The following is a 12773-nucleotide window of genomic DNA, read 5'->3' on the forward strand; positions in this document are numbered from 1 at the left end:
TCACCGCGGTTGCCTCAGCCTTCCAGCAGCCTCCGCCGGTGTTTCAGCTCCTTCACCCACGCCCTGGTGACCATGTCCGGGAACGGCGAGCCGCCGTCGTCGTTCTTCGCCGGACCTCCGAGCCCCGCGAACGCTGCGCCTGACTCCAGGTCGGCGATCAGCGGACCTGACGCCTTCAGTGCAAGCTCCAGCACCTGGGCGGCCGTGCGGTCACTCAGTCCCAGGTCCTTGGCCCAGCCAAGAAAGTGGCGGCGCGAGATCCCGCTCCGCTTCCCGTTCAGGGTCAGCGCAAGGGTCTTGTCCCCGTAGACCACGGTGGAGGGAATGTCGTAGACCGGGGCGATGGTCCACTCGCCATGCGGCTGCTGGACCATGGAAACGTTCTTGGCGTGCAGGTCCCCGTTACCGCTCAGCCACGCAAACGCCCCCTGGACCGCCAGGTTCCGGAGAGCCGGGAGAGGCGCCGAGCAATAATCGGCCAGAGCATGGCAGACCTGCCCATAAGCCACGTTGTACTTGTCCGCCGGGTAGAGCTTCAGGACCTGCGCCCCATCCTCCACCGCCAGCCGCCGGACGTCGTCCGGCCCGCCGCCGGAGATGGGCACCCGGTCGAAGCGTTCCACCAGGAGCCCTGGCCGGCCCGCGACGTCCCGGATCAGCCGGACCCGGCTCAGCGGAATCCGCAGCCTGGCCGCATACCGGAACATCACCAGCTCGTTCTCCACCACATGCGGGAATTCGGGGGCGTTGAGCTTAAGGATGAACCGCCTGCCGGCGCTGGCCACAGGGAGCGAGATCATGCCGGCAGACAGCTTGTCCTGCACACCGGCCAGCGCCACTGGGTCGATCAGGTCCGGATCGCCGAGCAACTTGTCGAAGTCCACCGGCAGCTTGGGATCCAGCTGGACAGCGTGCTCGTCGGAATCCAGCGGCTCGCCGTGGCCTATGATCTGGACGTCGCCCACCGGGTTCCCGCCAGCGGCGATCAGCAGGGACAGGTCATCGTCGGCGCTGGTCTTGATGGACCGCCGCAGCGCGTTAAGCCGGCGGCCCTCCGGCAGGAGGCCGGTGAAATAGGGCGGCGCCGCCCCCGCCGCTGAATCGACGGGCGCGCCGGTGAGCGGCAAGGAACTGGCGACCGCGGCTCCCCCGGACGCGAGGTACGCCGGCACGTAGCTGAACCGGGTGCCGCCGTCGTGCCGTTCGAGCCGGGCTGCCAGCACCCCGGCCTTGTAGATGTCCGCGACGCGGTGCTTCATTGGTTTGTTTCTTGGGTCTTGCCGTGGCCAGCGAGGGCGCGGGCGGCGTGGCTGGTCCGGGCGGCCAGCCGGAGCTCAAGCCCCAATGTTTCCAGCACGGCGGTGAGTGAGTCCAGCTGGATGCTGGGCTTGCCCTGCTCGACGAAGCGGACAAAGCGCTCGGAGACTCCGGCCATGTCGGCTAGATCCTGCTGGGTGAGGCCTAAGGCTGCCCGGCGCGTCCGGACTTCACCCGCGAGCCGGTCCGCGAATGCATCCGCCATGGGCATCTCCAATAGGTACGATCGTGCCGTTTTAGCTGTATCCCTATTCTAGCCGGGCAACTCGCTCCAACCTAGAGAGATATCGGAACGAACGTGCCGTTCCGATTGCCACGAGGGAACCTTTCTCTGCCTCCGACGGCGTGGACTTTACGGTGTCGGCGGAAGTGCCTGGTTTAGCGCCGTCGGATCCACCGCTGGCGCTTCCCCCGCCAGCCGCGGGGCCGGCGGAACCCAGCGGTCGAGGGTCGCCTCCAGGGCGGCGGGGTCGACGGGTTTGGTGAGGTAGTCGTCCATGCCGGCAGCGAGGCACCGCTCACGGTCTTCGTCCAGGGCGCCTGCGGTCATAGCAATGATGGGCAGATGCCCCGTCACCTCGCCCTTGCGGATGGTCCTGGTGGCCTCAAAACCGTCCATCACCGGCATGTGGCAGTCCATGAGCACGGCCGCGTAGGAGACGGCTGCAATGGCCGAGACGGCTTCCGCCCCGTCGGGCACAACGTCAACCAGGTAGCCCAGTCTTTTCACCATCTCCCGGGCAACGAGCTGGTTCACCTCGTTGTCCTCCACTACCAGTACGCGTCCCCGGGAAGGGATGCTCTGCTTCTCCGGCACACCACGGGCCGAAAGCCGTTCGGCCACCTGCGTTCCTCCCCTCAGCCGCAGAAGACGGTCGTAGAGTTCAGAACTGCGCACCGGTTTCATCAACCATTCACGGACACCCGCAGCTGCCAGCTCAGCCGGATCCATCTGCGGCGTTGACGTCAGCATAATCAGGGAGGTAGGAGCCAGAACTCCGTCGGCGCTGATGGCCCGCGCCAGCTCCAGCCCGTCCATCTCCGGCATGCACATATCCAGTACGACGACGTCGAAGGGCCGTCCGGCGAAGGCCGCATCCCGGCACCGGTCCAGGGCAGCGCGCGCATCGCCGACGGTGTCCGGGTCCATGTTCCACGCCCTGAGCTGGGACTCCAGCACCAGCCTGTTGGTCGCGTTGTCATCCACAACCAGGACCCTGACTCCGGTCAGCAGATCCGGGAAGCGGACCGCCGCCTCGTCGATGCCCCCGGCGTCCACCGCGGGCTGCAACGGGAGCACAATCCAGAAGGTGCTGCCCTCACCTGGAGCGCTGGTCAGCCCGATTTCCCCGCCCATCATTTCGGTCAGCCGCCGCGAGATCGCCAGCCCCAAACCGGTCCCGCCGTACCGGCGCGTGGTGGAGGAATCGGCCTGGGAAAAGGACTCGAACAGGCGCAGATGATCTTCTGGCTCAACTCCGATCCCGGTGTCACGGACTTCAAACCGCACCGCAGGCCCACGGGGATGAAGGTCAACGGGCTGCACGCGAACGGACACTTCCCCGGTCGGCGTGAACTTTACGGCGTTGGAGGCAAGATTGAGCAGGACCTGCCGGATGCGTCCGACGTCTCCGGACAGCCGCGCCGGCACCTCCGGGCGGCAGTAGGCGATGAGTTCCAGTCCTTTGGCGCGGGCGGACTCGCTCACCAGGCCCGCCACCTCCTCCACCAGAAGCCGCGGATCAAAGGCTGCGATGTCCAGATCGACCTTCCCGGCCTCCAGCTTGGACAGATCCAAGATGTCGTTGATCAGGGCCAGCAGCACCTCGCCCGCGCCCCTCACCCCTTCGGCATACCGGCGCTGCGTCTCATCCAGCGGGGTCTCCAGCAACAAAGCGGTCAGGCCGATGACGCCGTTCATCGGTGTCCGGATCTCATGGCTCATCGTCGCCAGGAATTCGGACTTCAACCGGCTCGATTCAAGCGCCGCCTCCCGCGCAGCCAGGAGCTCTGCCGCTGCGAGCCGCTGTCCGGTGACGTCGCGGACAATCTGCGCCATCCCGCGCACGCCCCCGCCTTCGGCCCGGATGGGTGAAATAGTCACGGAAACGGGGACCGTCGTCCCGTCTTTGCGCACGCGCTCCGCCTCGAAACTCCGCGCTACACCGCGCTCCCGGACATCAGCGAGCAACGCCTCCTCGCTCAGGCGGAGATGATCCGGAATCAGGAACTGGACGTCCCGGCCTGCCACCTCGTCCGCACCATACCCGTACAGCCGTTCGGCGCCCTGATTCCAGCTGGTGATCACACCCTCCGGGGTGATGCCGATGATCGCGTCGACAGAGGAACTAACGATCGCGCCGAGACCCTCCAGCTCTGCGATGGCTTCACGGGCCCGGTCCTGTGCACGCCGGCGGGCCGTGATATCACGGAAGCTCCAGACCCGGCCGACAATGTCATCCCCCACCCGTTGGGGCCGGGAGTAGCGCTCAAACGTCCGGCCATCACGGAATTCCAGCACATCCAGGCTCTCCGCTCCCGGTTCGGCATACAGCTCTTGGACCTTGCGCATGAAGCTGCCCGGATCGGAGAGCTGGTCCAGGACGAAACCGATCAGTTTGCCGTCGTCATGGGAATCCAGCAGATCCGCCGGGATGCCCCACAACGCGGCGAACCGTTCATTGGAACCGGCAATCCTCCCGTCGGCAGTCACCACCAGGATGCCGTCGGCGGTGGATTCCAGGGTGGCGCCGAGCAGCGAAAGGGCATCCCGCAGCTCGCTGTCGGTGCGGCGGCGTTCGCTCACGTCCCGGACGGAGGCGACGATGTCCGCGCCCGGACCGTCCCCGAGAGCGGCGGCGCTGATTTCGATGGGGAACTCGGTCCCGTCGCGGTGCACGCCGAACAGGCCCAGGCCGGTCCCGATCCGGAGTATCCGCTGCCCGGACGCGAAATCATCACTGGTGCCGGCAAACTGGCCTTCGAACTGCTGGGGCAGGAGCATCCCGTAATGCCTGTCCAGCAACTCGTCCCGCCGGTAACCAAAGAGCTGTTCCGTCTGGTTATTGACGAAGACAATAGAACCGTCCGCACCGACCCTTAGCAGTGCATCCGGCGCCGCCTCGACCAGCTCCTGGTAGAAATCCGCATGATCGTTTCCCTTGACTGCCTGTTCCATTTCAGCCCCCAACAAACGTCGACGGCCTTCGCCGCCGCGCACCCGGTCGGCCGGACGGGCCTCCCCACACACAGCTTATCCGCCAGCCCCGGATGCGCCCTAGAGGCTGGACAGCGACGTCGCTCCCGCGGCCCCTGATCCTGGAGTCAGCCTGCGCCGGGAAACCCCGTCCCGGGCCCGATTGACAGCCCGTGTGACCCGTGCCATATTTTATATATGAACCTGTCAGACAGCCGGATAGCAGGACAGCCTGCGGAATCCCCCGGCGAGCTGTCCCTCCGAGCCCAGCCCTTGGCCCGGCTCAGCGCTGCCGAAGCGGTGTTCAACGCCATCCGCGCCGACATCGAGTCCGGCAGGGCGGCCGTGGGCGGCAAGCTCAGCTCCGAAGCCACCCTCGCCCATCAGTACGGGGTCAGCCGCTCCGTCATCCGCGAGGCCCTCCGTTCCTGCACCGCCCTGGGCCTCACCGTCACCAAAACCGGCAAGGGCACCTTCGTTGTGGCCGACAAGGTGGCCAATGACCTAACGCTGGGGCAATACTCGGCCCGGGAGCTCACCGAAGCCCGGCCGCACATCGAGGTACCCGCCGCCGGACTCGCCGCCCAGCGCCGCACCGACGAACAGCTGGAAACGCTCCGGCACATCGTGGACGCCATGACCGCGGAAACAGACCCCGAATCTTGGGTTTCCCTGGACTCCAGCTTCCACGCCGCCATCGCCCGCGCCAGCCGCAACAGGGTGTTCGCCAGCGTGGTCGGGGACATCCGGGGCGCCCTGGCGCACCAGTCCGAAACGCTCAACATGGTGGCGGACCGCCAGCACGCCTCGGACGTGGAACACCAGCGGATCCTCGCCGCCATCGAGGCCGGCTCCGCGGACGAAGCCAGCGCCGCCATGGCCGCGCACCTGCACGCCGTGGGCGTCGCGCTCGATTCCATCCTCAACCAGTAACCGCCACCCAAGGACCCCATGCCAGCCCCTGCCATTCCCGCTGCCCTGCCGGCTCCCTTCGACGCAATGGACGGCCAGTTATCCAGCGGTCTCCCGCAGCACGCCGCCCTGGCCGTGGCCACCCGCGACCGCCTGGTGGAGAGCATCCACTACGGCTCGGTCATCGCCACCGCGCCGGACGGCTCCACCCTGGCAGCGGCCGGCGATCCGCTGGCCCCCTTCTACCCGCGCTCCTCGCTCAAGCCGCTGCAGGCCGTGGCCCTGGTCCGTGCCGGCCTGGACCTCCCGGCCGGCCTCCTGGCGCTGACCGCGGCCAGCCACTCCGGCGCCGCCAGGCACCGCGACGGGGCCCTGCGCATCCTTGAACTCCACGGCCTGGCCCCCAGCGACCTGGAGAACAGCACCGACCTCCCGTACGGCGCCACCGAGCGCGAGGAATGGCTGCGTTCCGGCGGGCACGCCACCCGGCTCACGCAGAACTGCTCCGGCAAGCACGCCGCCATGGCCGCCACCTGCGTCATCAACGGCTGGCCGGTCAAGGGCTACCTGGACCCGTCCCATCCGCTGCAGCAGCTGATCGCCAGCACCGTCACCGAGCTGACCGGCGAGGCGCCGCTGGCCCTCAGCACGGACGGCTGCGGCACCCCGCTCTTCGCCCTGACCCTCCGGGGCATGGCCCGCGCATTCGGGCGCATCGCCGCCGCCAGCAACAGCGCCGCCGGCAACACCGCCAACAGCACCTCCGACGGCGGCGGGCACGCGCCACTGACCGCGGAAGCCGCCGTCGGCCTGGCCATGCAGCAGCACCCCGACATGGTGGCCGGTGAGCGCCGGGACGTCACCGAACTGATGCGCCTGTCCCCCGGCATAGTGGCGAAGGACGGCTTTGAAGGCGTGCAGCTGGTGGGCCTGCCGGACGGCCGCGCCATCGCGGTAAAGATCTCCGACGGCGGCGACCGCGCCAGGATGCCCGTCACCGTCCGCATGCTGGAGGCGCTCGGCGTGGACACCGCGCCGCTCGCAGGGATCGGCACCGCGCCCGTCCTGGGCGGCGGCCATCGGGTCGGCCTGCTGCAGGCCACCGATTTCCTGTCCACGCCCGTCAACGAAGCCCTGTGAGGACCCCCATGACCACTGCCAACAAGGCCACCACGTCAGCCGCCGGCACCAACGCGGCCGGCACCTCGGCCGCAACCCGCTCCGAGCATGACCTGCTGGGCGACCGTGACGTCCCCGCCGCAGCCTACTGGGGTGTCCACACGCTCCGCGCCGTGGAAAACTTCCCCATCACCGGGCAGCCGCTGTCCTCCAACATGCACCTGGTCCGGGGACTGGCCGCCGTGAAGCTTGCCGCCGCCCGTACCAACCGCGAACTGGGACTGCTGGACGCCGAACGCGGCCAGGCGATCGAACGGGCATGCAGCGACGTGATGAACGGCCAGCTCAGCGGCCAGTTCGTGGTGGACGTGATCCAGGGCGGCGCCGGGACGTCGTCGAATATGAACGCGAACGAGGTCATCGCCAACCGCGCCCTCGAAATCCTCGGCCACCCCAAAGGCGAATACGCCCGCCTGCACCCCAACGACCACGTCAACCTCAGCCAGTCCACCAACGACGTCTACCCCACCGCCGTGAAACTGGGCACCATCTTCGCCGGCCGGGAACTGCTGGACGCACTGGCCGAACTCGAAGAGGCCTTCGCCGCCAAAGCACTGGAATTCCGCACCGTGGTGAAGATGGGCCGCACCCAGCTGCAGGACGCCGTCCCCATGACGCTGGGCCAGGAGTTCGGCACCTACGCCATCACCATCGGCGAGGACCGGCTGCGCCTGGCCGAGGCGGAGCTGCTCATCCACGAAATCAACCTCGGCGCCACCGCCATCGGCACTGGCCTGAACGCCCCCGCCGGCTATGCCGAGGCAGCCTGCCGGCACCTGGCCGAGGTCACCGGCCTCCCCCTGGTCACCGCCGTCGACCTCATCGAAGCCACCCAGGACGTGGGCGCCTTCGTGCACCTCTCCGGCGTGCTCAAGCGCGTGGCCGTGAAACTCTCCAAGATCTGCAACGACCTCCGCCTGCTCTCCTCCGGCCCGCGCGCCGGCTTCGGCGAGATCAATTTGCCGGCCGTCCAGTCCGGCTCCTCCATCATGCCCGGCAAGATCAACCCGGTAATCCCCGAAGTGGTCAGCCAGGTGGCCTACGAGGTCATCGGCAACGACGTCACCATCACAATGGCCGCCGAAGCCGGGCAGCTCCAGCTCAACGCTTTCGAACCGATCATTGTCCACAGCCTCCACAAGAGCATCTCCCACCTCGAAGCAGCCTGCCGCACCCTCACCGCACGCTGCGTCCGGGGCATCACCGCCAACACCGAACACCTCCGCCTCACCGTGGAACAGTCCATCGGCCTGGTCACAGCCCTTAATCCCCACCTTGGCTACGCCACCGCCACCGCCATCGCCCAGGAGGCTCTCGCCACCGGCAAGGGTGTGGCCGAACTCGTGCTCGAACACGGCCTGCTCACCGCCACCCAGCTCCAGGAACTCCTCAGTCCTGAGCGCCTGGCGAATCTCAGCAAATAGTCCCTACCCGCCCGCCCAACCACCCCCAAAGGACACCGCATGACAACTCCCCAACAGGACACTGCCCAAAAGCAGGTCGTCACGGACCACACGGTGCCGCCCCAGGCGCACGCCTCTGAATCGGCCCTGCACGCGGAGGATAAGGGCTACCACAAGAACCTCAAGCCGCGGCAGATCCAGATGATTGCCATCGGCGGCGCGATCGGCACCGGCCTGTTCCTCGGCGCCGGCGGCCGGCTCAACGCCGCTGGCCCGTCACTCGTCATCGCCTACGCCGTCTGCGGCTTCTTCGCGTTCCTTATCCTGCGCGCCCTCGGCGAACTGGTCCTGCACCGCCCCTCGTCGGGCTCGTTCGTCTCCTACGCCCGCGAATTCTTCGGCGAGAAAGCCGCGTTCGTCTCCGGCTGGTTCTACTGGATCAACTGGGCCACCACCACCATCGTGGACATCACCGCCGCCGCACTCTACATGAACTTCTTCGGCAACTACATCCCCTGGATGGCCGAAGTACCGCAGTGGGCCTGGGCCCTCATCGCCCTGGTAGTGGTGCTCTGCCTGAACCTCGTCTCCGTAAAGGTGTTCGGCGAGATGGAATTCTGGTTCGCCCTGATCAAGGTCGCCGCACTGGTGGTCTTCCTCGTGGTGGGCACCTACTTCGTCATCTTCGGCACCCCCGTGGACGGCCAGCAGGTGGGCCTCAGCCTCCTCTCGGACAACGGCGGTATCTTCCCCAACGGCCTGCTCCCCATGATCATCCTGATGCAAGGCGTCCTGTTCGCCTACGCCTCCATTGAACTCGTGGGCACCGCCGCCGGCGAGACCGAAAACCCGGAAAAGATCATGCCCAAGGCCATCAACTCCGTAGTCTTCCGGATCGCGGTCTTCTACGTCGGCTCCGTCATCCTGCTCGCCCTCCTGCTGCCCTATACGTCCTACGAAAAGGGCGTCAGCCCGTTCGTGACATTCTTCGGCTCCATCGGCATCCAGGGCGTGGACGTCATCATGAACCTGGTGGTCCTCACCGCCGCGCTCTCCTCCCTCAACGCCGGCCTATACTCCACCGGCCGCATACTCCGGTCCATGTCCGTGAACGGCTCCGCCCCCAAGTTCGCGGGCCGCATGAACAAAGCCGGCGTCCCCTACGGCGGCATCGCCATCACCGCCGGAGTGTCCCTCCTCGGCGTCCCGCTGAACTACCTCGTACCCGCACAGGCCTTCGAAATCGTGCTGAACGTGGCATCCGTGGGCATCGTTATGACCTGGGCAACCATTGTGCTCTGCCAGATCCAGCTCCAACGCTGGGCGAACAAAGGCTGGCTCAAACGCCCCTCCTTCCGGATGTTCGGTGCCCCGCACACCGGCTACCTCTCACTGCTCTTCCTCGCGAGCGTCCTGGTGATGGTCTTCATCGACTCACCCCTCACCATGCTCGTCACCGCCATCGCCTCCGCACTCATGGTCGTCGGCTGGTACGCCTGCCGCCAACGAATCCGTGAGATCGCCGAAACCCGCGAAGGCTTCACCGGCACCGCCCCCGTCATCGCCAACCCGCCCGCGGAGTCCTTCAAGAAGTAACGCCCTGCCGGCCAGCTGGCCGTGACGTCCGACGGCGGCACCTGGGTTCTGTTTCCACGGAACCCGGGTGCCGCCGCCGTCGTCACTTCCGCAGTCCTCTTGACGCCTGACAGGCGCAGGTCTAACGTCGGCCGCATCCTGCTGTTTCAACGTCGAACCCAGTTAAGGAGCATCAGTATCATGCCGGAATTCATGGACGTTCATCGCAACATGGTCGGAATCACCCAGGAAGCTTTGCAAGCAGCCCACGACGCCGATCTCGCCATTCAAAGCGACGAGAGCGTTGACTTCAAATCTGCCTGGGCAGATCCCGAGTCAGGTTTGGTTTACTGCCTGTCCGAGGCCCCCTCAGAGGAAGCTGTACGGCGTATCCACGAGCGCGCGGGCCACCCCGCCGACGAGGTCCACCCCGTTCCGATCAAGGTCTGATCAGGCAGCAGAGTACGACGGCGGCACCTGGGTTCTGTGGACACGGAACCCAGGTGCCGCCGTCGTACTTTTTGTAATGCAACGCTCCCGCAACCCTTCGCCGAGGGCTGATCGCCTATGCTCAGCAGAGCGCCTCACAGCGCCTTTTGCAGTTCGACGACGAAGCTCAATGACCCGTTCAATGACGAACCACCCGGGAGACACGGCATGACCAACTGGCGCATCAGGGATTTCCATTCAGCAGACCTGGACGGGATCCTGCACCTCTGGGAGTCGCTCAAGGCCACTGATGTGGAGCCCGTCTATGCCCTCTCCGAGGTGCTGGCATCCTGCGAGAAAGACCACGCGGTGGTGGCGGTGCAGGGCGATCAGGTGGTGGGCGCCGCCGTCGGACGCGCCGCGCATGACCAGGGCTGGATCGTCTTCCTGGCCACGCTGCCTGAATACCGCGGGCGCGGGATCGGCACCTCACTGCTCGCCGCCGTCGAAAACCGCATGGCCCCGCACGGGCTCAACAAACTCTCCGCGCTGATGCCGGAAGCGGAAACCCGGGTGGAGGCGTTCCTCAGCCGCGGCTTCGCGCTCAAGAAGAACCTGCGCTATTTCGAGCGGACCATCCCCGTCCAGCGTCAGGAACTGGGGGCACTGGGCCAGCTGGGCGGCCGGATCCTCGCCCGCGACCTGTGGGAGAACGTGGCCGGCATGCGCAAGGAAAAGGAACTCCTGGAGCGCCGGCTGGTCCTGCCCCTCGCGGAGGCCGACCTTGCGGATGAATACGGTGTGGTGCCGCCCCGCGCCGTGGTCCTCTTTGGTCCTCCCGGGACCGGCAAAACCACGTTTGCGAAGGCCATCGCGTCCCGGCTCGAGTGGCCGTTTGTGGAGGTTTTCCCGTCCCGGCTGGCCTCCGACCCCAAGGGCCTCGCCGGGGCCCTGCGCGAAACGTTCCTCGAGATCGCGGAGCTGGAGCACTGCGTGGTGTTCATCGACGAGGTGGAGGAAATCGCCTCCCAACGTTCGGGTGAACCGCCGTCGCCCCTGCAGGGCGTCACCAACGAGCTCCTGAAGATCATCCCGGCGTTCCGCGAACAGCCCGGCCGCCTGCTGGTCTGCGCCACCAACTTCATCCGCGCGCTGGACACCGCCTTCCTGCGCCACGGCCGGTTCGACTACGTCATCCCCATCGGCCTGCCGGACCGCCAGGCCCGCGAAGCCATGTGGCAGCGCTTCATCCCGGCCACAGTTGTGGACGATGTGGACGTGGAGCTCCTGGTGGAACGGACCGAGGGCTTCTCCCCTGCGGACATTGAGTACGCCGCCCGCAGCGCCTCCCAGCGCGCGCTGGAAAAGGCAGTGTACGACGACGGCGGCGCGGCTTCCGCAGGCAGCGTTTCAGTCCGCGAGGCGGTCCGGAAGGGGCCGTGCACGGAGGACTACCTCGACGCGATCGGCGATACCCGGACCACCGTGAGCCAGGAAGTCCACGAGCTGTTCCTTGAGGACATCGACGCGCTGGGGCGGGTCTAAAACCTCCGGCCCAGGACGAACTGGAAGGAAGGCAACAGCGGTCTGGAGCCGGCCAGGCGCTGGCGGTAATCTTTGACGCATGTCCTCCAATCCCCTCCGGCATGCCTTCGCCGGCATGGGCGGCGGGGATCCGCATGAGAAGCACCGGGCCGCCACCCGCTGGAACTATTTTTCGACCTGACCTTCGTCATTGCCTTCGGTGGGGCTGGCAGCCAGTTCGCCAGCGCCTACGACACCGACGACTGGGTGTTCCGGCTGGTCACCATGGTCCGGATTATCGGCATCCTGATCCTGGCGATGGGCATCGAGCCGCTGTTTCACTCCATCGTCGAATGAGACCACGTCGACAACCGGGTGATCGTTGGAGGCTAGTGCTCATGCGTCTGGCCCTCATGACGCAGTGGGTGCGCGCGTCCAGGCAGGACCCAGCCCGCCGTGAAACCTGCCTGCGCTACGCCAAGTACCTCGCTGTGGTGCAGCTGGGGTGGATTGCGGTGTTGATCATCGAGGCCGACGTCGCCACCACCTTCCTTATGACGGCGCCCCTCATCATGCTTGAAATGGCCACGCCGTACGTCGCCGAACGGAAGGCGAAGACACCTTGGCACGCCCACCACATCGCCGAGCGCTACAGCCTCCTCGCCATCATCGCCCTGGGAGAATGCCCCATCGGCGCGATAGAAACCCTTCGTGCCATTGCCGCCAACCACGGCTGGAGCGTAGACGCGGCCCTGGTTGGCTTCGGTGGCAGGGCCCTGGCCTTCCGTATGTGGTGGATCTACTTCATGCTTCCGGCTGGCGGTGGCTGTGGCCAGCATCGCGGTACCGGTGGCGTTGTTCAAGCTCACCCTGACCTGGCTGTTCAGCATCATGATGGGCCGGGACCGGACGGTGCTGGCCGTCGCCGCCGGCATCATGGTGGCCCTTGCCGGGTCCATCGGCCTGGCGGCAGCCGGGGTTTCGGTCCCGGTATGCCTACTGGTCATCGTTTTGGCACTGGGCGCTTCGATTGTCATCGATGAGCGGCGCGGCGCAGAGCGCGTGAACGCTGCCTCGGCGAAACTCCAAGCCGAGGCTACTTCTCCTCGCCCGTAGTGGCGTCCGCCTTTTCCAAGGTATCGATGCTCCTATGGTTGTCAAGCGGCTTGTTGAAGGGTTTGGTGGCGTTGTTGGATCTTGATGAGGATGGGATGAATTTCGCGGCAGACGTAGCGTTT

At 66.5% G+C, this 12773-nt stretch carries 10 protein-coding genes and 1 pseudogene; 8 read left to right on the forward strand and 3 right to left on the reverse strand.

What is annotated here, in order from left to right; translation table 11 throughout:
- Window positions 1-14: 14 nt before the first annotated feature.
- The 3 genes from NG696_RS01945 to NG696_RS01955 form a co-directional block, all read right to left on the reverse strand.
- On the reverse strand, window positions 15-1259 hold the full coding sequence (locus tag NG696_RS01945; RefSeq protein ID WP_252573714.1) for a type II toxin-antitoxin system HipA family toxin: 1245 nt from the start codon (window positions 1257-1259) through the stop codon (window positions 15-17).
- Window positions 1256-1522, reverse strand: a complete 267-nt coding sequence (locus NG696_RS01950) for a helix-turn-helix transcriptional regulator (RefSeq protein WP_252573716.1) — start codon at window positions 1520-1522, stop codon at window positions 1256-1258. Before NG696_RS01950 ends, NG696_RS01945 begins: the two co-directional genes overlap by 4 nt.
- A 147-nt stretch (window positions 1523-1669) precedes the next feature.
- Window positions 1670-4495 carry a PAS domain-containing hybrid sensor histidine kinase/response regulator gene (locus NG696_RS01955; RefSeq protein WP_252573718.1) on the reverse strand — a complete coding sequence of 942 codons (2826 nt, stop codon included), beginning with the start codon at window positions 4493-4495 and terminating at the stop codon, window positions 1670-1672.
- Between the two features lie 216 nt (window positions 4496-4711).
- On the opposite strand from NG696_RS01955, the gene NG696_RS01960 reads away from it, so the two are divergent.
- From NG696_RS01960 to NG696_RS01995, 8 genes and pseudogenes are all read left to right on the forward strand, one after another.
- Window positions 4712-5446: a FadR/GntR family transcriptional regulator gene (locus NG696_RS01960; protein WP_252573720.1), complete on the forward strand. Its 735-nt coding sequence runs from the start codon at window positions 4712-4714 to the stop codon at window positions 5444-5446.
- A gap of 18 nt (window positions 5447-5464) precedes the next feature.
- Window positions 5465-6565, forward strand: coding sequence for an asparaginase (locus NG696_RS01965; protein ID WP_374208646.1), 1101 nt, complete (start codon window positions 5465-5467; stop codon window positions 6563-6565).
- Between the two features lie 8 nt (window positions 6566-6573).
- Window positions 6574-8028: an aspartate ammonia-lyase gene (locus NG696_RS01970; protein WP_252573722.1), complete on the forward strand. Its 1455-nt coding sequence runs from the start codon at window positions 6574-6576 to the stop codon at window positions 8026-8028.
- Between the two features lie 39 nt (window positions 8029-8067).
- Window positions 8068-9603, forward strand: a complete 1536-nt coding sequence (locus tag NG696_RS01975; protein WP_252573723.1) for an amino acid permease — start codon at window positions 8068-8070, stop codon at window positions 9601-9603.
- Window positions 9604-9783: 180 nt separating this feature from the next.
- Entirely contained in the window at window positions 9784-10032 is a 249-nt protein-coding gene (locus NG696_RS01980; protein ID WP_252564463.1) for an SCO4226 family nickel-binding protein, read from the forward strand.
- Between the two features lie 207 nt (window positions 10033-10239).
- Window positions 10240-11556 (forward strand): ATP-binding protein, encoded by a 1317-nt coding sequence (locus NG696_RS01985; protein ID WP_252564465.1) that lies wholly within the window; start codon window positions 10240-10242, stop codon window positions 11554-11556.
- A gap of 392 nt (window positions 11557-11948) precedes the next feature.
- Window positions 11949-12293 (forward strand): annotated as a pseudogene (locus tag NG696_RS01990) (low temperature requirement protein A); the annotation flags it as partial.
- Between the two features lie 91 nt (window positions 12294-12384).
- Complete coding sequence (locus NG696_RS01995) at window positions 12385-12651, forward strand: hypothetical protein (RefSeq protein ID WP_252564666.1); 267 nt, start codon at window positions 12385-12387, stop codon at window positions 12649-12651.
- The last annotated feature ends 122 nt before the right edge of the window (window positions 12652-12773 follow it).

Origin of the sequence: Pseudarthrobacter cellobiosi, assembly GCF_023913755.1 — a bacterium.
Classification (GTDB): domain Bacteria; phylum Actinomycetota; class Actinomycetes; order Actinomycetales; family Micrococcaceae; genus Arthrobacter; species Arthrobacter cellobiosi.